The sequence below is a fragment of the Pantoea sp. genome, from assembly GCF_039594315.1.
GTDB lineage: Bacteria > Pseudomonadota > Gammaproteobacteria > Enterobacterales > Enterobacteriaceae > Pantoea.
Genome location: NZ_JBCNNP010000003.1, coordinates 155,053 through 175,796, shown reverse-complemented (window position 1 = coordinate 175,796; position 20,744 = coordinate 155,053). Strand labels below are relative to the sequence as shown.

20 protein-coding genes are annotated in these 20,744 nt (G+C 54.2%); 10 read left to right on the top strand and 10 right to left on the bottom strand.

Annotated features, from left to right (window positions below; all coding sequences use genetic code 11):
* Positions 1-144: 144 nt before the first annotated feature.
* The gene (locus ABDW13_RS03910; protein WP_343551102.1) at positions 145-1,701 is read left to right on the top strand and encodes a maltose/glucose-specific PTS transporter subunit IIC; all 1,557 of its coding nucleotides are present in this window, start codon (positions 145-147) and stop codon (positions 1,699-1,701) included.
* The gene (locus tag ABDW13_RS03905) at positions 1,698-2,393 is read left to right on the top strand and encodes an N-acetylmannosamine-6-phosphate 2-epimerase (RefSeq protein ID WP_343551101.1); all 696 of its coding nucleotides are present in this window, start codon (positions 1,698-1,700) and stop codon (positions 2,391-2,393) included. Before ABDW13_RS03910 ends, ABDW13_RS03905 begins: the two co-directional genes overlap by 4 nt.
* Positions 2,394-2,434: 41 nt before the next feature.
* On the opposite strand, the gene ABDW13_RS03900 is transcribed toward ABDW13_RS03905, so the two are convergent.
* The 4 genes from ABDW13_RS03900 to ABDW13_RS03885 are packed head-to-tail and all read right to left on the bottom strand — an operon-like array spanning position 2,435 to position 7,229.
* On the bottom strand, positions 2,435-4,012 hold the full coding sequence (locus ABDW13_RS03900) for an aldehyde dehydrogenase (NADP(+)) (protein WP_343551100.1): 1,578 nt from the start codon (positions 4,010-4,012) through the stop codon (positions 2,435-2,437).
* 13 nt (positions 4,013-4,025) lie between these two features.
* A complete protein-coding gene (locus ABDW13_RS03895) occupies positions 4,026-5,498 on the bottom strand; it encodes an aldehyde dehydrogenase (RefSeq protein WP_343551099.1) in 1,473 nt (490 codons plus the stop codon).
* A gap of 20 nt (positions 5,499-5,518) precedes the next feature.
* Complete coding sequence (locus ABDW13_RS03890) at positions 5,519-6,298, bottom strand: amino acid ABC transporter ATP-binding protein (RefSeq protein ID WP_343551098.1); 780 nt, start codon at positions 6,296-6,298, stop codon at positions 5,519-5,521.
* A gap of 1 nt (position 6,299) precedes the next feature.
* The gene (locus tag ABDW13_RS03885) at positions 6,300-7,229 is read right to left on the bottom strand and encodes an amino acid ABC transporter permease (protein ID WP_343551097.1); all 930 of its coding nucleotides are present in this window, start codon (positions 7,227-7,229) and stop codon (positions 6,300-6,302) included.
* A 142-nt stretch (positions 7,230-7,371) separates the two neighbouring features.
* Here ABDW13_RS03885 and ABDW13_RS03880 point away from each other — a divergent pair, with 142 nt between their 5' ends.
* From ABDW13_RS03880 to ABDW13_RS03860, 5 genes are all read left to right on the top strand, one after another.
* Positions 7,372-8,598, top strand: a complete 1,227-nt coding sequence (locus tag ABDW13_RS03880; RefSeq protein ID WP_343551096.1) for a D-arabinono-1,4-lactone oxidase — start codon at positions 7,372-7,374, stop codon at positions 8,596-8,598.
* A 107-nt stretch (positions 8,599-8,705) separates the two neighbouring features.
* A complete protein-coding gene (locus ABDW13_RS03875; RefSeq protein WP_343551095.1) occupies positions 8,706-9,812 on the top strand; it encodes a mandelate racemase/muconate lactonizing enzyme family protein in 1,107 nt (368 codons plus the stop codon).
* Positions 9,812-10,873, top strand: coding sequence for a proline racemase family protein (locus ABDW13_RS03870; RefSeq protein WP_343551094.1), 1,062 nt, complete (start codon positions 9,812-9,814; stop codon positions 10,871-10,873). The genes ABDW13_RS03875 and ABDW13_RS03870 overlap by 1 nt, the downstream gene beginning before the upstream one ends.
* Positions 10,874-10,897: 24 nt before the next feature.
* Positions 10,898-11,806: a dihydrodipicolinate synthase family protein gene (locus ABDW13_RS03865; RefSeq protein ID WP_343551093.1), complete on the top strand. Its 909-nt coding sequence runs from the start codon at positions 10,898-10,900 to the stop codon at positions 11,804-11,806.
* Between the two features lie 119 nt (positions 11,807-11,925).
* Positions 11,926-12,888: a dihydrodipicolinate synthase family protein gene (locus tag ABDW13_RS03860; protein WP_343551092.1), complete on the top strand. Its 963-nt coding sequence runs from the start codon at positions 11,926-11,928 to the stop codon at positions 12,886-12,888.
* A 240-nt stretch (positions 12,889-13,128) separates the two neighbouring features.
* Here the strand turns inward: ABDW13_RS03860 and ABDW13_RS03855 are convergent, their stop codons facing one another.
* A complete protein-coding gene (locus ABDW13_RS03855; protein WP_343551091.1) occupies positions 13,129-14,550 on the bottom strand; it encodes an FAD-dependent oxidoreductase in 1,422 nt (473 codons plus the stop codon).
* 216 nt (positions 14,551-14,766) lie between these two features.
* Between ABDW13_RS03855 and ABDW13_RS03850 the strand changes: the two genes are divergently transcribed.
* The gene (locus tag ABDW13_RS03850) at positions 14,767-15,639 is read left to right on the top strand and encodes a transporter substrate-binding domain-containing protein (RefSeq protein ID WP_343551210.1); all 873 of its coding nucleotides are present in this window, start codon (positions 14,767-14,769) and stop codon (positions 15,637-15,639) included.
* 126 nt (positions 15,640-15,765) lie between these two features.
* A complete protein-coding gene (locus tag ABDW13_RS03845) occupies positions 15,766-16,419 on the top strand; it encodes a GntR family transcriptional regulator (RefSeq protein ID WP_343551090.1) in 654 nt (217 codons plus the stop codon).
* Between the two features lie 176 nt (positions 16,420-16,595).
* On the opposite strand, the gene ABDW13_RS03840 is transcribed toward ABDW13_RS03845, so the two are convergent.
* Positions 16,596-17,735 (bottom strand): MFS transporter, encoded by a 1,140-nt coding sequence (locus tag ABDW13_RS03840; RefSeq protein ID WP_343551089.1) that lies wholly within the window; start codon positions 17,733-17,735, stop codon positions 16,596-16,598.
* A gap of 139 nt (positions 17,736-17,874) precedes the next feature.
* Here ABDW13_RS03840 and ABDW13_RS03835 point away from each other — a divergent pair, with 139 nt between their 5' ends.
* Positions 17,875-18,624, top strand: a complete 750-nt coding sequence (locus ABDW13_RS03835) for an IclR family transcriptional regulator (RefSeq protein ID WP_343551088.1) — start codon at positions 17,875-17,877, stop codon at positions 18,622-18,624.
* On the opposite strand, the gene ABDW13_RS03830 is transcribed toward ABDW13_RS03835, so the two are convergent.
* The 4 genes from ABDW13_RS03830 to ABDW13_RS03815 form a co-directional block, all read right to left on the bottom strand.
* Positions 18,621-18,932: a cupin gene (locus ABDW13_RS03830; RefSeq protein ID WP_343551087.1), complete on the bottom strand. Its 312-nt coding sequence runs from the start codon at positions 18,930-18,932 to the stop codon at positions 18,621-18,623. The genes ABDW13_RS03835 and ABDW13_RS03830 overlap by 4 nt on opposite strands.
* Before the next feature lie 136 nt (positions 18,933-19,068).
* On the bottom strand, positions 19,069-19,284 hold the full coding sequence (locus tag ABDW13_RS03825) for a YdgH/BhsA/McbA-like domain containing protein (RefSeq protein WP_343551086.1): 216 nt from the start codon (positions 19,282-19,284) through the stop codon (positions 19,069-19,071).
* 191 nt (positions 19,285-19,475) lie between these two features.
* Positions 19,476-19,691: a YdgH/BhsA/McbA-like domain containing protein gene (locus ABDW13_RS03820; RefSeq protein WP_343551085.1), complete on the bottom strand. Its 216-nt coding sequence runs from the start codon at positions 19,689-19,691 to the stop codon at positions 19,476-19,478.
* Positions 19,692-19,806: 115 nt separating this feature from the next.
* Entirely contained in the window at positions 19,807-20,700 is an 894-nt protein-coding gene (locus ABDW13_RS03815; RefSeq protein ID WP_343551084.1) for a dihydrodipicolinate synthase family protein, read from the bottom strand.
* Positions 20,701-20,744: the final 44 nt, after the last annotated feature.

Genomic DNA, 20,744 nt, shown 5'->3' with positions numbered 1-20,744 from the left:
CTTCTTCACGTCGTTAATGGCGCACAGTGTGCAGCAGATCGGGCTATAAGTGAAAGCTATCACAATAATGATGGAAATTTTCAACCGATGAACTAGATTGTGGTAATAATTTTTACCATAACAACACTTCGGGGATAAAAATTTATGTCATTGTTCAGCGGTGCCTCTTCGGGAGGCTGGTTCGAGAAAGCACAACGTTTTGGCAAATCGTTCATGTTACCGATTGCGGTGTTACCTGCCGCCGGTTTGCTGCTGGGCATTGGCGGCGCGTTATCCAATCCCAACACCGTTAAAGCCTATCCGTTCCTTGATGTGGCGTGGTTACAAGGCGTGTTCACCATCATGGCCAGCGCCGGTTCGGTAGTGTTTGCCAACCTCGCGGTGCTGTTCGCGGTGGGCGTGGCGGTGGGATTAGCGAAAAGCGACAAAGGCACCGCGGGCTTGGCATCTTTGCTGGCTTATCTGGTGATGAACGCCACCATCAATGCACTATTGACGCTGACCGGCGTGCTGGCGCAAGGCAATCTCAGCGCCGTCGGGCAAGGCATGGCGCTCGGCATTCAAACGTTGGAAACCGGCGTATTTGGCGGCGTGGTGATTGGCTTAGTCACGGCAATGTTGCATAACCGCTACAACAAAATCGCCCTGCCGCAGTTCCTCGGCTTCTTTGGCGGCTCACGCTTTGTGCCGATCATCAGTTCATTGGTGGCGATTCTGGTGGGAGCGGCGATGACCATCGTTTGGCCGCATTTCCAGAAAGTGATCTTTGGCTTAGGCGGATTAGTCGATGCCACTGGCTATTTCGGCACCTTTATTTACGGCTTCGTACTGCGCATGCTTGGCCCGTTTGGCCTGCATCACATTTTCTATTTACCGTTCTGGACCACCGCGCTCGGCGGCAGCGAAGTGATCAATGGGCATTTAGTCGAAGGTACGCAGCGCATCTTCTTTGCGCAACTCGCCGATCCCAATACCCAGCAGTTCTATGTCGGCACCTCGCGCTTTATGTCAGGACGCTTCATCACCATGATGTTTGGCCTGATTGGCGCATGTTTAGCGATGTATCACACCGCGAAGCCAGAGAACCGCAAACGTGTCGCCGGTTTGCTGCTCTCTGCCGCCTTGACCTCATTCCTGACCGGCATTACCGAACCGATTGAGTTTTCGTTCCTGTTTGTCGCGCCGGTGCTGTATGTGATTCACGCGGTGTTCGATGGTTTGGCCTTTATGATCGCTCACATGCTGCACATCACCATCGGGCAAACCTTCTCAGGTGGATTGATTGATTTCATCCTGTTCGGCGTGTTGCAAGGCGAAGCAAAAACCCATTGGTGGTATGTGCCGTTGGTCGGCGTGCCGTGGTTCCTGCTCTATTACTTCACCTTCCGTTTGCTGATCACTCGCTTCAATTTCAAAACGCCGGGCCGCGAAGATGTCAGCGTTGAAAGCGCACCAATCGCCGCCGGTGAACGGCCACAACAAGTGATCGAAGCCTTGGGTGGACGAGAAAACATCGCCGAATTGGATTGCTGCGCCACCCGCTTGCGCATCACGCTGATCGATAGCAGCAAACTTGATGAACCCGGATTAAAAGCCACCGGCGCACGTGCCGTGATCCAACGTGGCAATGGTGTGCAGGTGATTTATGGCCCGCACGTCACCATTATCAAAAATGAAGTAGAGGAGTTACTCGCGCTATGAAAGCACCGATGCTGGCACAGATTAAAGGAAAACTGGTGGTCTCGTGCCAGGCTCTGGAAGACGAGCCGTTACACAGCCCGTTGATTATGTCGCGTATGGCTTTGGCGGCAATGCAAGGCGGCGCGGTAGCGATTCGCGCCAACAGCCTAATTGATGTGCAGCACATCATGCAAACCGTGGATTTGCCGATCATCGCCATCATCAAACGCGATTACGCGGGCAGCGATGTTTACATCACCGCAACCCTGCGCGAAGTGGATGAGTTGATGGCGGCGAATCCGGCGATGATTGCGCTGGATGCCACGCTGCATCAGCGTCCGGGCGATTTGCAGTTGCCAGAATTAGTGGCGGCTATTCGTAAACGCTATCCGCAGTTGTTGTTGATGGCGGATATCGCCACCGTGGAGGAAGCGCGCCAGGCATCCGAGTTAGGTTTTGATTGCGTCGGCACCACGCTGCACGGTTACACCGCTGAAACGCAAGGCTGTTATTTAGCGGCGGATGATTACCGTTTCCTGCGCGAGGTTCTCGCGGTTGTGAAGGTGCCAGTGATTGCCGAAGGAAATGTGGAAACGCCAGAAATGGCCGCCCACTGTCTGGCATTAGGCGCGCACGCCGTTGTGGTCGGCGGCGCAATCACCCGCCCGCAGCAGATCACTCAGCGTTTTGTGAAAGCTATAAACGCGATGTAAGCGTTTCAAATCAGGTCACCAATTATGGTGACCTGCTGACATTACAATGCCGCCTCGCTCCACTCGCCATTCACTAAACGACGGATATTCCACGGATTGGCGTCTTTTAGCGCATCGGGTAGTAATTCCTGCGGATAACCCTGATAACAAATCGGGCGCAAGAAGCGATCAATTGCCAAGGTTCCCACCGATGTGCCGCGCGCATCAGATGTCGCTGGATACGGCCCGCCGTGCACCATCGCATCACTCACTTCCACACCGGTTGGATAACTGTTCAGCAGCAAGCGCCCAACTTTTTGCTCCAGCAGCGGCACCAGCGCGCCAAATTGCTGCAAGTCCTCAGGGTCGGCCAGCAGGCTCGCCGTTAACTGACCGCGCAAACCTGCCAGCGCCCGCTCAAGTTCGTGCCGATCAGCGACTTCCACCGCGATGGTCACCGGGCCAAACACCTCTTCCTGCAACAACGCATCGCCACTAATGAGCATCTGCGCGGATGCCTGAAAGAGCTGCGGAAACGCCTGGAAACCTTGCTGCAATTCGCCAGCTAAATGCGTCACTTCGGGATGAAGATGCAGATGATTCAACCCTTTTTCGTAGCTGCTCAACACGCTGCGATTGAGCATGGTTTGCGCCGGACTTTGCGCCAGGCGCGTTTTCATCTTTTCCAGTAACTGCGAGAACTCCGGCGATTTGATACCAATAAACAAGCCGGGATTGGTGCAGAATTGCCCGCATCCCATCACCACCGAAGCGGATAAATCGGCGGCGATACTGGCACCGCGTGCTTTGAGTGCCGCAGGTAGCACGATCATCGGGTTGATGCTGCTCATCTCGGCAAACACCGGAATCGGGCTGGGACGCGCCGCCGCCATGTCGCACAACGCACGGCCGCCTTTCAACGATCCGGTGAAACCCACCGCCTGAATCAACGGATGGCGCACCAGCACTTCGCCAATGCCACCGCCATAAATCATATTGAACACGCCCGCAGGCAGATTGCAGCGTGTAATGGCATTGGTGATGGCCTGCGCCACACATTCCGCCGTCGCCATGTGTCCGCTGTGCGCCTTCATCACCACCGGACAACCCGCCGCCAGCGCTGCTGCGGTATCGCCGCCGGCAGTGGAAAACGCCAACGGGAAATTGCTGGCACCAAATACCGCGACTGGGCCGATGCCGCGCTTAACCTGGCGCAAATCTGGACGCGGCAGCGGCGTGCGATCCGGCAACGCCTGATCGATACGTGCACCGAGGAAATCGCCGCGCCGTAGCACGCTAGCGAACAAGCGCATCTGGCCGCTGGTACGTGCGCGTTCTCCACGAATGCGCCCTTCCGGCAGCGCGGTTTCACGCATCACTAACTGAATAAACTCATCATTTAATCCATCTAACTCATCGGCAATCGCATCAAGAAACTCGGCGCGTTGCGCGGGCGAAGTGGCTTGATACGCCGTGAAAGCCGCCGCTGCCGCGTGACAAGCGGCTTCGGCTTCTTTACGGCTGGCCTGATGGAATTGCCACGGTAAAGCTTCCCCGGTGTGGGCGTCAAAACTGGAGAGCGTTTGCGGATTTTCGCCGCTGCGCTCGCCATTAATAAAATTCAAACCGCTAATCTTCATGCTGGCTCCCGTTTCAGCTCAGTGAAACCCAGATGGTTTTTAATTGTGTGTACTGATCGAGCGCTTCAGTGCCTTTGTCATAACCGCCAAAGCCGGAGGTTTTAAAGCCGCCGAACGGCGTGGTGATATCGCCTTCGCCATAACCGTTCACCGCCACGGTACCGGCCTGAATCTGTCGCGCCATGCGGATCGCCACGTTGAGATCGTTGGTAAACAGCGTCGCCGCCAGGCCATATGCAGAATCGTTGGCGAGTTCGATGGCTTGCTCCTCGGTCTCAAAACTCATCAACGCCACCACCGGGCCAAAGATTTCATCGCGCGCCAGGCGCATCTCCGGCGTTACGCCATCAATAATGGTGGCTTCAACAAACCAACCGCCGCTTTCCGGCAAAGCCTGATGACCGCCGTGAACCACTTGCGCACCTTGTTGTTTAGCGGTGTCGATGGCACCGAGCACCCGTTTTAGCGCAGAAGCTTCAATTAGCGGCCCCAGTTTGCTGCTACGATCGGTGGGTTCGCCGACTTTCCACACCTGCGCCGCTTTGATCAGCGCTTTAGTAAAGGCGTCTTTAATGCCGGATTGCACCAGAATGCGTGAGCCGCAGGTGCAGTTTTGCCCCATATTCCAGAAGGCCGCGTTGGCGAGGTTTTCGGCGATGTCATCGAGTTGTTCCGCCATATCGTTCATCACGATTTGCGGGCTTTTGCCGCCACACTCCAGCACCACTTTTTTCAGGTTGCTGTCGGCGGCATAACGCAGGAACTGGCGACCGATTTCGGTTGAACCGGTAAACGTCAGCATATCGACATCCGCATGCAGTCCCAGCGCTTTGCCGGTAACGTGTCCCAAACCCGGCACCACGTTAAATACGCCGGCTGGAATCCCCGCTTGATAGGCTAATTCGGCAATGCGCAGCGCCGAAAGCGAAGCCAATTCCGCCGGTTTCACCACAATCGAATTGCCCGCCGCCAGCGCCGGAGCGATCTTCCATGACAGCGTGCCCGCCGGGAAATTCCACGGCAACACCATGCCAACCACGCCCACTGCTTCACGCACAATCAGGCCGAGATTGCTGTCGCCGGTGGGTGAGATTTTGCCAAACAGCTTGTCGGCGGCTTCGGCGTACCAGCGAATGTTGTTCGCCACATCCGGCAAATCGAGATTTTCGCAATCCCACAGCGTTTTACCAGCATCGATGGAATCCAACAGCGCCAGTTCAGCGGCATTGGCATCGATTAAATCGGCAAATTGCAGCAAGATTTTTTTACGTTCACGCGGTGCCAGCTTGCTCCAACTGCCTTGCTTAAAGCTTTCACGCGCGACGGCCACCGCACGATCAACATCCGCCGCTGAGCAAAAGGCGATTTGGTTCAGCACTTCGCCGGTCGAAGGATTGAAGTTATCGAATACCGCCTGATTTTCCGCATCGCTGAATTCGCCATTAATAAAGGCACGGGTACGCACTGTTTCGGGTAAAGAAGTCATAAATACTCCAAAAAGTTAATTTATAAGACCTTTCCAAGAAATGCCTTGGCACGCGCATGCTGCGTGTGATTGAAAAATTGTTCTGGATTACCCTGCTCAACCACCACGCCGTTATCCATAAACACCACCTGATCGCTGACTTCACGCGCAAAGCCCAATTCATGGGTGACCACCACCATGGTCATGCCTTCATCAGCCAGTTCACGCATCACGGTAAGCACTTCGCCCACCAACTCAGGATCGAGCGCCGAGGTTGGCTCATCAAACAGCATCAAACGCGGTTTCATCGCCAACGCGCGCGCAATCGCCACGCGTTGCTGTTGGCCGCCAGAAAGGGTTTGCGGATAGGAGTTGGCCTTCGCCGCCAGGCCGACTTTCGCCAGCAGTTGATGTGCGTGTTCGATGGCTTCACGCTTGCTGATGCCGCGCACGCCAACCGGCGCTTCGATAATGTTTTCCAGCACCGTCATATGCGGGAACAAATTGAAACCCTGAAACACCATGCCGATGTCGGCGCGCTGTTTGGCAATCTCCGACTTCTTCATTTCATACAGTTTGCCGTTGTGCTCGCGATAACCCACCAAACTGCCGCCGACTTGCAGCAAGCCTTTATCGATGCGCTCCAGATGGTTCATACAGCGCAGAAAGGTGCTTTTACCGGAGCCGGACGGGCCAAGAATGCAGCACACTTTGCCGTACTCAACGGTGAGATCGATGCCTTTCAGCACCGCCAAATGGTCAACCGATTTCTCGACGCCGCGTGCTACCACCGCATGCGCATGAGTTTGAGCAACAGACATATCAGGCTCCTTTCGCAGTTGGCGCGTCATCACAAGGCGCGGCAGTCGGCAATGTGCGGCGATCGCTGCGGCCAAAGTGACGTTCGAGGAAGTGTTGCAGTAGCGTCAGCACGGTGGTCAGTACCAGATACCAAATCGACGCCACAATCAGCAACGGAATGGTTTGGAAGTTGGCGGTGTAAATCAGCTGCGCCGAATAGAGCAACTCTTCCAGCGCGATCACGCTGACCAGCGAGGTGGTTTTCAGCATGCCAATCAATTGGTTGCCGGTAGGCGGAATAATGATTTTCATTGCCTGCGGCAGAATCACGCGAAACATCACGCGGAAGCTCGACATCCCCAGCGCTTCGGCGGCTTCACGTTGGCCGTTTGGCACCGATTTCAGCCCGGATCGCACAATCTCCGACATATACGCGCCTTCATTCAGTCCCAATCCCAGCAGCGCCGCGACATACACAGTGATATAGGTGTTGGCGTCGAAGGTGCCGAGATTCGGCCCGATGGGGAAACCTAGCGTGATTTTTGGGTACAGCGCGGAAAGGTTGAACCAGAAAATCAGCTGCACCAGCAGCGGCGTACCGCGAAAGATCCATAAATAGCCATTGGCGATGCTTTCCAAAACCGGGTTTTGCGACAGCCGCATCAACGCCACCAGCGTGCCCAGCAAAATGCCTATGGTCATCGCTGCCAGCGTTAACCACACCGTGGTTAGCAATCCGCTGAGAATCGAAGGATCGAACATGTATTGCGCCACCACGTTCCACTCAAAGCGTGGGTTAGTGACCATCGACATCACCAACCCGGCGGCTACCAGCATCATGACTGCCGCCGCGATCCAACGCCCGCGGTGCTTCAATGGAACCACTGGCATCTTTTCAATTTCACGCATATCTCTCACTACCTGACGATTTAACAATTGTGTCTGTGCCACGTTTGTTCCCCTGACAGTCTTGAAACTCGATATGGATGTGTTAAGAATCTATAGTAATCGATAACCGATAGCCGCTTACATCTTGTTTGTTTCAAATTTGTGAGTCAAGTCCAAAACAACCGCAAATACCGAGGAAAAACTTATGACGTCATTTACATGGAAAAACTGGGGTAAGAACCAGGCGTTCACCGCCGCGGGTTACGTACGACCGGATAATGAAGATCACGCGATAGCGCAGATTCAGCACGCCATTAGTCAGCGGCAAGCGGTGCGCGTGGCGGGCAGCGGCCACTCATTTACGCCGGTGGTAGCGACGTCGGGATTGTTGGTGGATCTCTCGGCAATCAGCGGGGTGATTGATATTGATCACGCTAAACAGCAGGCCAATGTGTGGGCCGGTTCACGCATCGCCGATCTCGGTGAACCTCTGTGGAACCACGGATTATCCATCGCCAATCAGGGCGATATTGATGTGCAGTCTATTGCCGGGGCAATTGCTACCGGCACCAAAGGGTCGGGAACGCAATTTGGTTCGCTGTCATCACGCGTCACCAGCCTACGCGTGGTGAACGGCCTCGGCGAAGTGGTGGATATTGATGACTCACAGCCGGATTGGCTGCAAGCGGCGCAGGTTTCGTTAGGGTTGCTCGGCCCGGTGCTGCGCGTCGGTTTACAGTTGGTGCCGGCGTATAAGCTGCGGGAGGAAAATATCATCCTGCCGATGAGCGAAGTGCTGCGCCAGTGGGATTATTTACTGGCGGAATATCGCCACTTTTCCTTCTGGTGGATGCCAACCGATCGCTCAGCGGATATGTATAAATTGGGTGATGTGCCCGCCGATCACTGTTTCGTCAAACTGCTGCGTGAAATCCCCGATGACGGTTTGGATCTGCCGCCCGGCGACGCCAATCACCGCACTGACCGCGCCTACCGTATCTATCCCGACGGCACCACCGATGCCGAATTTCACGAACTGGAATATATGGTGGCGGCCAGCGATGCCAAAGGTGCAGTGGCGGAAATGTGCCAACTGATGAAAAACCGTTTTCCAGATGAAATTTCGCCGTTGCAGGTGCGCTGGCAACAAGCGGATCGCGGTTTTCTCTCGGCGCAGTCGGGGCGCGACAGCACATCAATTTCGGTTTCCGGTGAAATTGGCCGCGATTATCAGCCATTCCTTAGAGCGGTGGATGAAACATTACGTCCGTTTCAGGCGCGCCCGCACTGGGGCAAATTGCATTATCTCGATCGCCAGCGTGTAGAGGAAATTTATCCCGATTACGCGCGATTCCAGCAGATTCGCCAGCAGTTTGACCCGCATGATTTATTCCTCAATCCGCATTTAGCGACGTTGTTTGCTGCGCGATGAATCGCACTTTTTTAACCAGCGAAAACTGGCGAACAAAACAACGTTGACAGCTTAAGTGTCGCATGTAATATATTACCCATTACCAACCACTGTGAGTGCATCGACTGATGAAGATTGCTGCGATTGACGTTTTTGGTTACGAGTTAACATACGCACACGGCGAATATGTGATGTCTGGTGGACGCGCAGCGCAGCGCCAGGCTTCCACGCTGGTACGCATTCGTACCGCCGAGGGAATGGCTGGCTGGGGCGAGAGCAGCACGTTGGGCGGCACCTATTTGCCGGCGTTTGCTGAAGGGATTCGCGCAGCGGTGCAGGTTATGGCTCCCTCGCTGATCGGAATGGATGCCACCAATCTCTCACTGATCCATCAGCAAATGGATGCGCTGCTACTCGGTCAGGAAGGGGCAAAAAGCGCTATCGACATCGCCTGCTGGGACCTGCTTGGACAAGCAGCGGGCTTGCCGATCTCCATGCTGATCGGTGGCATCGCGCAACCTGATTTTCCTTTATATGAAGCGGTGCCGCTGGCCTCACCAGAAGCGATGGTGGCGTTTGTGCGCCAGCGTCAGGAAGTCGGCATTAATCGCTTTCAGCTTAAAGTCGGTAACGATCCGTTCGAGGATGCCCTGCGCACCCGCAGCGTCGTAGAAGCCTGCCCAGCCGATGCAGTGATTGTTGCCGATGCCAACGGCGGCTGGAATTTGCCGCGCGCCACCATCGCGGTGCGCGAAATGACCGGATTGAACGTGATTGTCGAACAACCTTGTCGTGACACCGCCGATTGCGCACTGGTGCAACGCATGAGCAGCTTGCCGCTGTCGATGGACGAATCGGTGACCAATGCGGCGGAGTTGTATCGCGCGAAATATGATGCCGGAGCCAGTTCGCTCAATATTAAACTGGCGCGCGTAGGCGGCATAACCGGCGCGATGCGCATGCGCGATTTGGCGCAGTCGCTGGGCATGACCATCTGCATTGAAGACGTTTGGGGCGGCGATGTCACCAGCGCAGCGGTGGCGCATGTCGCCGCCAGTACGCGCCCGGATGCGCTGATGCACGCCTCGTTCTTTAATGACTGGACGCAGGAGCATGTTGCTGGCTATCAACCGCGTTCGGTACGCGGTCGCGGCACCGCGCCAACCGCGCCGGGATTAGGCATCACGGTGGATCGCGCGGCTTTAGGCCCGGCACTGTTTGAGGTAACGCGCTGATGAGCGATCAATACGCCCTGCCCGCCGCGATGCAACGCTGGCTGGAGAAAAGCGATCGCCAACTGATTACCGCCATTGATTCGCACACCGGCGGTAACCCAACGCGTATCGTGATGTCTGGCATCGAACTGCCCGCAGAGATTCAGGGCGTAGATGCGGCGCGCGCCTGGCTACGTGATCACGCCGATCATTGGCGTCGTCGTTTAGTGCACGAACCGCGCGGCGGCGGATTAACCTGTGCGGTGTTGCCCATCGCTACGCAAGAAGATAATTGCGACATCGGCGCAGTATTGCTGGAACCGGGTTCCTATCCACCGATGTGCGGCCACTGCATGATTGGCTTTGCCTCAGTGATTGTAGAGCTGAATTGGCTGCCCAACTTGCAGCCGCAGGACGACGGCAGTTTGGCTTTCCGCATTCGTACGCCCGCCGGGGCGATTGGCATCACCGCACACTGTGATAACGGTGAACTGGAAAGCGTGACGCTAACCAATGTCGAATCTTTTGTGGTGCGCAAAGATCATCACCTTATCGACGGCAAAACCGTTGCGGTCGAGTTGCTGTACGGCGGCGATTACTACATTTCCGTTGATGCCAGCGCATTAGGTTTGTCATTGGATCGCGACAATGCCACGGAAATCGTGCGCATGGCGCGCGCGCTGCGTGCCAGCTACACGCAACATGGCGTGCGCGATCCGCTCGATGATGCGTTGCTCGACGTCTATCAAGTGCTGTTTTATCACTACGATGTGGAAATACCCGATCAAGCCAAAATCGTAGTAATCGCCCCGCCCGGCGTGGTTGACCGCTCGCCGTGCGGTACCGGCAGCAGCGCGTTTTTTGCCAAGCTGGTGACCGAAGGATTGTTAGCCGAGCAACAAACGCTGACCACCACCAGCATTATCGGTTCGACGTTTAGCGTCGCTACGCATCAACTGCGCCGCACGCCACAACGGTTGTACATCACGCCTGCCTTAACCGGGCGCGCCCGTATCAATGGTTTTCTGCATATCGCCGCAGATGCCGAGGATGAACTCGCAGACGGCTTTGCCCCACTCTGACTGACTTAATGGAGAAGAAATAACATGACGCTTAAAGGTGTACTATCCGCCATCGTGACCCCCTTCACGCCAGATGGTGAGCAAATTGATGAAGCTGCGCTGCGTGCGCTGGTTGAACAAGGTATCGAAGATGGCGTAGACGGCTTTGTCCCGGCTGGCGGCACCGGCGAGTTTTCAGTGCTGTCGCAAGCCGAGAGAATGCGCCTGATTGAAGTGGTGGTCGATCAAACCGCCGGACGCGCCAGCGTGCTGGCACATACCGGCGCGACATCGACGCGTGAAGCGGTAAAATTGAGTAAGCACGCCGAAGAAGTCGGTGCCACCGCGCTGATGCTGGCGACACCGTATTATGAGCCGATTGGTTTTGATGAAGCCTGGAGTTATTACGCCGGGGTGGCCGATGCCACGTCGTTGCCGATTTGCGCTTACAATTTCCCGCCCGCCACCGGCTTGCATTTGGACGTCGATTTTCTGGTTAAATTAGCGCGTGAAATCCCTCAAGTTAAATATGTCAAAGATTCATCCTCGAATATTATGCAGATGAATACTTTATTGGCCGATCACGCTAATGATATTACGTTTTTAAATGGCGAAGATGTATTAATGCTGCCAGCCTTAATGTTAAAAGCGCCGGGCATGGTGATGGGCGTGGCTAACTTTATGTCGCCGGGTCTGGCGAAATTACAGCACGCCAGTGAAACCGGTGATGATCAAACTATTGTCGATATCTGGCGCGAAATTAATCCGTTGATTCGTTTCCTCGCCAGCAACCGCTACAGTAGCGGTGTGAAAGCGGCGTGTGAGCTGCTGGGCTTAACTGTCGGCCCGGTACGTGCGCCAATTCCACAATTTACCGCCGCGCAGAAAGAGCAATTAAAAGTCATTCTGAATCAACTTGATCCATCATTATTAACCAAAGCAGCAAATAAATAATTAACTTTTTATCACTGTATTAATTGGGCGCGTTGCGGCGCGCCACCACTTATTAACCACCCCCAATATAATAAAGTGCTGGGCGCTTTATTACGCTTATTTCATCACTGGAGATGAATATGAAATCGGATATTTTTTCTGGCGTCATTCCGGCGTTAATGACGCCTTGTAAAGCAGACCGGTCACCGGATTTTGATGCGCTGGTGAAAAAGGCACGTCAGCTGATTGCGGCGGGCATGTCTTCAGTGGTGTATTGCGGTTCGATGGGCGATTGGCCGCTGCTCACCGATGCCCAGCGCATGGAAGGCGTCGAGCGTTTAGTGGCGGCGGGCATTCCGGTGATTGTCGGTACCGGTGCGGTGAATACCGCTTCAGCGGTGGCGCATGCGGCGCATGCGCAAAAAGTGGGTGCGAAAGGTTTGATGGTGATCCCGCGCGTGCTGTCGCGTGGCTCGGTAATTGCTGCGCAGAAAGAGCACTTCAAAGCAATTTTGACCGCCGCTGCTGAGTTGCCGGCGGTAATTTATAACAGCCCCTATTACGGCTTTGCGACCCGCGCGGATCTGTTTTTTGCACTGCGCGCTGAGCATCCCAATCTGATTGGTTTCAAAGAGTTCGGCGGCAATGACGATTTGCGCTATGCCGCCGAGAACATCACCAGCCGCGATGATGATGTGACCTTGATGATAGGCGTTGATACTGCGGTATTCCACGGTTTCGTTAATTGCGGCGCCGTCGGCGCGATTACCGGTATCGGCAACGTGTTGCCTAAAGAAGTGCTGCATCTGTGTAATCTGGCCAAAGCCGCCGCAGCGGGTAATGCCGAGGCACGCCAGCGCGCACAAGAGTTGGAAGAAGCGCTGGCGGTGCTCTCTTCTTTCGATGCTGGTCCGGATTTGGTGTTGTATTTCAAACATATGATGGTGTTGAAAGGCGACAGCGAATATCAGCTGCATTTCAATGCCAGCGATGCGCTGACCGGCAGCCAGCAAGGTTACGTTGAGCAACAGTTTGCGCTGTTTAATCAATGGTATGCTTCCTGGAGCCAGTTACCGGGCGTGGTGCAAGATTACAAAGCTTGATTGCGCTAGCAATGAAAAAGCGATGATGAGAATCATCGCTTTTTTTGTGTTGGTTGAAAGCCGCCATTATAGAGCGCACGATTCGTAGCGGCGCAATTTATTGCGTTGTGTTGACCTCATTAAACTCAACTGAACGCGATAAATCGCGCCGCTACGGTATGTGCGATCATGAGTTGCGGTTCAATAAATACAAAAACAGCGGCATAAGCCGCTGTTAAATATCACTGCCATCGCGAAAAATCAGGCTTTCTTCTCCATCGCTACTGGCTCGGCGACGGGTCGAAATGGCGTCACCTTGCCTTCACCACTCATCAAACGTGTTCTGGCACGACGCGCGGCTTCATGGCCGGTGCCGGTGGCGATCTCCATGTTGCCGATCTCGGCAAAATAATCACCGGCAAAGTGAATATCTACATCCTTACGTTCGCAATACGCCAGCATCGGTTCGAAATTGAAGCCTGCCGGACGATAAGTATTGCCCGGCTCCCAGCGCTGCACGATGGTTTCCACCACATGCCCTTTCAACTCAGGGAACATTTTGTAGACATCGGCCAAATAACGATCGCGAATCTCATCGTCGCTCAACTTCAGCATGGCGCGCGCTGGTTCGCCGCCGGAATAAACCATTAAACTGCCGCCGGGTTTGCGTGGTCCGGTACGTAATGGGTTGGCGTGATTGAAGAACATGTCGAACGATGCATCAGGCGTGGTGATGGCGTAGATATCGTCATACGGCATCGGCCCAGTTTCATCGGTGATAATGCCCATGGTGGGGAACGGGCCATACTGCACGCCTTGCAGCGTTTCACGTACATCGGTTGGCAAATCTTTGACGATTTGCGCTGCCTGATACGCCGGTACCGCAATGATCACCTGCGCCGCCGTGGCGGTATGTTCAACGCCGTTGGTTTCATAGACCACGGTGTTGTAGCTGCCGGTTTTGGCAACGGCTTTCACTGTGGTGTGATAGGTGGCGCGGCTGCCCATCAATTCCATCATCACTTCACCAAACCGGCCGGAACCGCCGTTGAGGTTCAGCGCCATTGAATCCCCTTTGCCCGCCCATACTGCGCCAAACAGCGATACGCCCACGCCCGCATGCTGATCTTCCATCTCCGCCGCTGCACGTCGTGCCGCCGACTGGAACAGCGCTTCAAGGCGTTTCGGTAGCGGTCCCATAAATTTGCGGAATGATTGATCGGACATATAACGCGCCACGCGCGCCCGGCGATGTTGATTGCTTTCACCGTAGATTGGCTTCATCTCCTCCTGCCAACCGCGCACCGCTTTCATGATGCGTAAGCCATTCCACGCCAGTGCAATGCGTTCACCGATTTTCATCTTCATGGTGAGCGGCAACGCAGAAACTGACTTCGGTTTATACACTTTGCCGTCCCAACAGATGGCGAATTTATTGCCCGGAATGCCGATCACCTCCAGCCCAATGGAGTGCAGGATATTGCGCATGTGCGAACCCGCCGGAGGAAACAGATGACCGCCAAGGTTGATCCAGTAATCACCGCGACTCATGGAGAACAGTCGACCACCCAAACGGTGCGTTTTTTCCAGAATCATGATCTTTCTGTCACGCAACTCCCAAGCCGCTGAGAGGCCGGAAGGTCCACCACCCACCACAATCACATCAAAATCTGGTTTATCCATTATTCACTTACCTCAATAGCGTGTGTGTACTGAATCATCGTAAAAGCATGGAGTTATGGTGCTGGCTGAGCCAATTTTGGGGCGCTTTACACAAGCACCTTGCCAGCGTCATCCGTAATGGGTAATATATTACACGTAACTTCTAGCTGTCAATGTGTCGTCTTTTGTTCAAACACCAGCGTGCCATAGGTCATCCAGAGGAGCGTTATCGTGAAAATGTATAAAAGCAAAATGGTTTGTTATGCCCTGCTCGCCGCCACCAGCGTTTTGACGGCTTCCGTACAGGCTGCTATTGCCAAAAACGATCAGGTTGCGGCGCTGCTACCCGATGCGATGAAATCGTCCGGTACGCTACGTATCGCGATTCCCGATATCGGTAAGCCATTGGCATATAAAGAAAATGGTGAGTTAAAAGGCATGGATGTTGAATTGGGGCACGCGATCGCGCAGGTAATGGGGTTGAAAGCGGATGTGCATCTGGTGCCGTTCGCTGCGGCGTTGACCGGTTTGCAGGCGGATAAATATGACGTCTCCTACGGTGAGTTTTACGTCACTGCAGAACGCCTTAAGGTGGCTGATTTCGTCACCAATTGGCAGGATTACAGCTCATTCCTGGTAGCCAAAGCCAATGATTTCAAACCGACGACACTCAAGGAAATCTGCGGCCACAAAGTGGGCGCGATGGCCGGTTCCGCCGAGCTCGCCACGCTGAAAACGGCGGTCGCACCGTGCGGCAGTAAAGCGCCGATGATCAGCGCGTTTGCTTCGATTAATCAGGCGATATTGGCGCTTAACAGTAGCCGCGTCGAAGGCGTTTTGATCAACCGCGGCGGCGCGCAGGAGGCGATTCATATGGACAGCAAGCTGGATGCATCGGGTGAAATCGGTGGTGGCCCAACCGCGACGGCAGTGGCACGCAATGGGAATTCTGAACAGTTGCTGCCTGCAATAAAAGCCGCTTATGACAGCCTGATTCAAAGCGGCGATTACATGAAGATTTTGCAGAACAATGATACCGCGTACGGCGCTGCCAAAACCGCGGTGATCTATCAGCAAGATTCAACGCCGCCGACTTATGCGTTTAATTAAGTTCTGAGCTACTGAGTTACGGTCGTCAGCAATGGCGACCGCATGAAATAACCATATTGAGAACTATAAGTAAAAAGAATAAAATGTAGCCTGTTATCGACTACTTAGTTTACAAGCGGAGTACACATGGAACCGGAACTGCAACTACGACAAACCAATCTGCGCGATCAGGCGTTGTCGATCTTGAAATTGCGCCTGGTCTCCGGCGATCTCGTTCCAGGCCAGATTTATTCAGCATCGGCGTTGGCGGAAGAATTAGGCGTATCAAACAGCCCAGTTCGCGAAGCGATGTTAACACTGGTGAACCAGGGATTGATGGAAGCGGTGCGCAATCGCGGTTTTCGCGTGTTGCCGTTGAGCACCAAAGAACGCCAAAACATTTATGAATTGCGCATTTTGCTGGAAATCCCATCAATGGGAAAACTGGCGGGCATGCAGGAGAAAATCCAGGCGCGTGAAGCCGAGTTCACCAAAATTGCTAGCGATATGGTGAACTTCGCCAAAGAAGGCGACATCGTGAGTTATCTGGAAATGGACCGCCAGTTCCACCTTGGTTTGCTGGCGATTCTGGACAATGAGCAGTTGGTGACTATCGTAGAAAACCTGCGCGATCAGTCACGCCAGTTCGGCTTAAAAAACCTGCGTGATACCGGCGGCCTGATTAAATCCGCTGAAGAACATCAGCCGATTTTGGATGCGATGGTGAAAGGCGATGCCAAACTGACCATGAAGCTAATGACAGAGCATCTCAGCCATTTAGTGGGCGATTGGGCCGGTTAATTCCACTCTTTTTGCTTGCTTTTTCAAGGCCGCCTATTTGGCGGCTTTGCTATTTCTACAACGATAAAAGCAGGTTATCCACAATCCCCGTGCGTAGAAGCCGCGCTAACCTGTGGATAAATCTCGCATTGCAGCATGCAGCGCCCGATGCGCGCCTGCGGTTACTTTTCGCACGATTATTTGGTATTGACTGCCGTTGAGCGACCCCATTTTCCCATGACAAACACATTCACCGCCGCCAATACCGCTGCCGCGATAAACGCGCTGACGATGCCGCCGGGCAGATACGCCATAAATGCCGCCAAAAACTGTCCTGAGAAAATCGCCATCGACAGGCGTGCCAATTGCCGACCACGTTCTTGCGGCTGGCTGATTTCCACCGTCATGTGATTGACCAGCGGAATCGACAAACCAAATCCCATACCCAGCAAAATTCCACCGGGCAGGCACAGCAGCATATTCGGCGCAGCAGCAAATTCCAGATGAGCCAGCAGATAACAAATGAACGCCATCACCAAGGTGGCGTAACTGCCGAAACGCTGCGCCACATCCGGCATCATCGCGGCGGCGAGCACCGCCACCAGCGAGACGAAGGAGAGGAAATAACCGATCTGCGCGGCGTTGACGTGCATCGCCGCAAAGCGCTGCGGCAACATAATCACTGCGGTGAAGAAACACATCATCGAGCACACCGCAGCCAGCAAAACCGGGCGTAGCAAGCGATCGCTATTGGTTGAGGGATTGTCTTCCGGCTCAGTTGAAGATGGCATCGGTCGCGGCACAGTGATAGCCACCAGCAGCAACATCAGCCATGCGAACAGATACAGCGCGTAAGGCCAGCGCCAACTGATCGACGCCAAAATGCCGCCGATAAACAAAAAAATCACGCCGCCCAATTCGATGGCCATGCCCTGCCGCGCCATCATTTTTAAACGCGCGTCACCGGCATAAAAGCTGGCGATCAAGCTGGTGCCAGATGCCATGACAATCGCGGTGGCGCAGCCCAGCAGCAGTCGATCAATGACCTGCGGCAGCGCACCCGGCAACCACGCACCGGCTACGCCGAGCAAGCCGTAGCTGAATAAGCCAACCAGCAACAGCGAATACGCGCCCCAGCGATCGATGGCGCGTCCTGCCAGCGGGCCGGCTAAAACCACGCCCAGCGAAGGCAACGTAACCAGCCAGTTCGCTAAATGACTCACACCAAGCTGCGCGGCAATCTCGCTCAATCCCGGCACAATCACGCAGCCGACCATAATCGTTAGGCAACTGACGGCCAGTAAGGTTATCGCACCGACTTTGTTGATGGTTGACATGTTCTTTACCTGCTATCCATTATACGGACAATATACCCATATAACGGACAATTCCGAAAGAACAATTACGCAGGTTATTATTCAGCAAAGGGTTACATGCTATAGTCTTGCCACTTTTTCATCGGCAGAAGAGACAAAAATGGTCGCGGATTCAGAAGGTAACGGTTCTCAGGTCATCGCACGCGCGGCGACAATTTTGCGCGCGCTGGAAGATCAACCGGCTGGATTGTCGATGTCGGCACTGGCGAAGGCCACTGCTTTGCCGCGCACCACCGTGCACCGTTTAGTGACCTCATTAATCACTCAGCAAATGCTGTTGCAGGATAGCGACGGTATCAAACTGGGCCCGGCGCTGGCGCGGTTGGCGGCATCGGCGCATATCGACATTATTGCGCTGGCACAACCGGCGATGGCGACATTAGGCCGCCGCACACGCGAAACCGTGGATCTTTGCGTGTGGCGCGGCAGCCATACCGTGTTGGTGAGTCAGTTTGTATCGGATCAAGAGTTGCGGGTGACGTCGCCGGTGAGCACCGCGTTTCCTTCGCACTGCGCGGCGCACGGCAAAGCGTTATTGGCGCAACAAAGTGATGAAGCGCTTGATGTGTTATTACCGCAGCTAACCGAAGCCCGCACCAGCAATACTTTGCAAACGGGTAAAACGTTATTGGCAGAGATTGCGCTTATCCGCCAGCAAGGTTATGCGGTTGATCGCGAAGAACATGCGCGTGGTGTGTGTGGGATCAGCGTAGCGTTGCAAACCGGTGTCGGCGAACGCTATGCGCTGGCGATTGCCGCACCAGCGTTGCGTTTTGATGAGCAGTTCGCCCATCTGTTAGCGTCATTGTTGCAGGCAAAAGTTGAGATTGAAGCGTTAGTCGCGCGTTAAACCGAATCTTCTTTTTCAATCACCAACACGCGCGCCGTGCCTTGCGGATGCGCCACATGTTCAGTGCCGATGCTGGCGTAAAAAATATCACCGCATTGCAGCATGGCTTTTTTCACTTCGCCCGCTTCGCGATAATGCATCTCCACCACACCATCCAGCACCGCAAACACTTCTTGCCCATCATTGATGTGCCATTTGTAAGGTTGGTCGGTCCAATGCAGGCGCACGCTGGTGCCATCGAAATTAGCGATGTCTAACGCTTCCCAGGCTTTGGCAGGCGTGAAATTTTTACTGTGGGTGATTTTCATAAGTTATCCACGGCAATGAAGGTTGCGCTGATGATACTGATAGCGCCAGATTCATGCGGGACAAGATGGGACGCTTTACGGACAGATAGAAACAGCAAAGCCGCCCGGAGGCGGCCTTAAAACAACATCAGAAATCTTATTTGTACAATTCAGCGGTCATATGAACGCGATTGTTGGTGTTAGCTTCGGTAATTTTATACTGTGCGCCCTGCTGTTGTGCCTGAGCGGCTACTTTTGCTTCTGCGCCATCAAGTGTAGAAGACTCAACGGAGATGCTCTGTGCAAAGCTAGCAGCAGACATCAGTGAAAGAGTAGCGGCAGCAGCGATAGTCAGTAATTTTGAAGTTTTCATGGTCATAATCCTTAATGGTTTGGTTGGTTACGAAGGCTGTTTGCTTTCGATGAAACAATAATAACTCTAGTTATCGTTTCCATATTAACTATTAGTGCGGTAATCGTGATCTTGCTAATAATATCTGCTTCCACAAAAAAGGCCGCCTCGTAAGGCGACCTGTTCTGGCACATCCTTATGCAACCATTCCGTTATTTATACAGTTCAGCAGTCATGTGGACTTTGTTACCGTTGCTGGCTTCCAGAATGCGGTACTGGTCACCATGTTGCTGTGCTTGTGCGGCGATTTTGGCTTCTGCACCGTCCAGCGTGGTTGAAGTGGCTGAAACGGTTTGTGCAAAGCTCGCAGCAGACATCAGTGAAAGAGCGGCAGCAGCGGCGATAGTCAGAGTTTTGATAGTTTTCATGGTCGTAATCCTTTGGTTGTTTGTTGTGAAGGCTGTGCGCCTCCGATGGAAAAAATAATAACCATAGAAACTATTATCAGATTAACTATTAGTGCGATCACGATGATCGGGCTAATTATTCCAGTTGGAGTTGGTTTAGCACCTGACGCACTTCCTCAATGTCTGCCGCTGCCAGCGAACGTAGCGGACGTGGCAAACAATCCTTTTCAGCCAGACCCAAAAGAGCGGCAGCGGCGGCAATAACGCGAATGCTGCCGCCGTGTTTGCTGAACAGCGCCCACAGCGGAGCGAGCCGTTGCGCTTGTTGTTCTACTAAGGCGAAATCCCCCGCTTGTGCGGCATCGGTCATCGCTTTGGCGCTGCGCGGGAACAAGCCACCGCACACCGAATACCATAAATCGCAGCCGGCGATTAATCCGTTTGCGGCAAAGGCATCGCCGCTGACGCCAATACTCACCCTAGTTGGAATCTGTGCACGCAAGCTCTCGACACGCTGCCGCGCGGCGGCCAGATCCGCCGGAACGCCGGGAATTTTGATCGACTGAATATGCGGCAACGCGGCAATGCGCGCGTGCAGCGCATCGGAGAAAAGGGTGTGGCTGGTACCAGGATTGTCATAAATGCAGATCGGTACAGAGACATGTCGCGTGACGTCTTGATACAGGCCAAACACTTCATCATCAGTGAGTTTTTGATAGGCAACGGCGGGCAGCAGCAGTGCACTGGCACCGGCTTGCTGTGCATCGTCTGCCAGACGCAGCACTTCGTCGGTACTGACCGCACCAATGCTGACGATCACTGGAATTTTCTCCGCGTGTTGTATCGCTAGCGTGGCGATGCGCTTTCGCTGTTCACGGGTGAGATAGGCGTAGCTGCCGGTGGAACCGAGCACGCCTAACGAATCCACTTTGGCGGAGGTGAGACGCGCGAGAAGGTTGAGAAAGGCGGTTTCATCAACGCCGGACGCATTGAACGGAGTAAGCGGAAACGCACTAAGTCCTTTGAACATGATTAGCTCCTGATCCTAAACATAACCAGGTCACCATAAACGGC

Bases quoted from the DNA above. Each gene is read 5' to 3' on its own strand.
- ABDW13_RS03850 (WP_343551210.1), top strand. From the start codon at position 14,767: ATGTATAAAAGCAAAATGGTTTGTTATGCCCTGCTCGCCGCCACCAGC.
- ABDW13_RS03835 (WP_343551088.1), top strand. From the start codon at position 17,875: ATGGTCGCGGATTCAGAAGGTAACGGTTCTCAGGTCATCGCACGCGCG.
- ABDW13_RS03910 (WP_343551102.1), top strand. From the start codon at position 145: ATGTCATTGTTCAGCGGTGCCTCTTCGGGAGGCTGGTTCGAGAAAGCA.
- ABDW13_RS03820 (WP_343551085.1), bottom strand. From the start codon at position 19,691: ATGAAAACTATCAAAACTCTGACTATCGCCGCTGCTGCCGCTCTTTCA.
- ABDW13_RS03890 (WP_343551098.1), bottom strand. From the start codon at position 6,298: ATGTCTGTTGCTCAAACTCATGCGCATGCGGTGGTAGCACGCGGCGTC.
- ABDW13_RS03895 (WP_343551099.1), bottom strand. From the start codon at position 5,498: ATGACTTCTTTACCCGAAACAGTGCGTACCCGTGCCTTTATTAATGGC.
- ABDW13_RS03840 (WP_343551089.1), bottom strand. From the start codon at position 17,735: ATGTCAACCATCAACAAAGTCGGTGCGATAACCTTACTGGCCGTCAGT.
- ABDW13_RS03860 (WP_343551092.1), top strand. From the start codon at position 11,926: ATGAAATCGGATATTTTTTCTGGCGTCATTCCGGCGTTAATGACGCCT.
- ABDW13_RS03830 (WP_343551087.1), bottom strand. From the start codon at position 18,932: ATGAAAATCACCCACAGTAAAAATTTCACGCCTGCCAAAGCCTGGGAA.
- ABDW13_RS03855 (WP_343551091.1), bottom strand. From the start codon at position 14,550: ATGGATAAACCAGATTTTGATGTGATTGTGGTGGGTGGTGGACCTTCC.
- ABDW13_RS03845 (WP_343551090.1), top strand. From the start codon at position 15,766: ATGGAACCGGAACTGCAACTACGACAAACCAATCTGCGCGATCAGGCG.
- ABDW13_RS03875 (WP_343551095.1), top strand. From the start codon at position 8,706: ATGAAGATTGCTGCGATTGACGTTTTTGGTTACGAGTTAACATACGCA.
- ABDW13_RS03825 (WP_343551086.1), bottom strand. From the start codon at position 19,284: ATGAAAACTTCAAAATTACTGACTATCGCTGCTGCCGCTACTCTTTCA.
- ABDW13_RS03880 (WP_343551096.1), top strand. From the start codon at position 7,372: ATGACGTCATTTACATGGAAAAACTGGGGTAAGAACCAGGCGTTCACC.
- ABDW13_RS03815 (WP_343551084.1), bottom strand. From the start codon at position 20,700: ATGTTCAAAGGACTTAGTGCGTTTCCGCTTACTCCGTTCAATGCGTCC.
- ABDW13_RS03865 (WP_343551093.1), top strand. From the start codon at position 10,898: ATGACGCTTAAAGGTGTACTATCCGCCATCGTGACCCCCTTCACGCCA.
- ABDW13_RS03905 (WP_343551101.1), top strand. From the start codon at position 1,698: ATGAAAGCACCGATGCTGGCACAGATTAAAGGAAAACTGGTGGTCTCG.
- ABDW13_RS03900 (WP_343551100.1), bottom strand. From the start codon at position 4,012: ATGAAGATTAGCGGTTTGAATTTTATTAATGGCGAGCGCAGCGGCGAA.
- ABDW13_RS03870 (WP_343551094.1), top strand. From the start codon at position 9,812: ATGAGCGATCAATACGCCCTGCCCGCCGCGATGCAACGCTGGCTGGAG.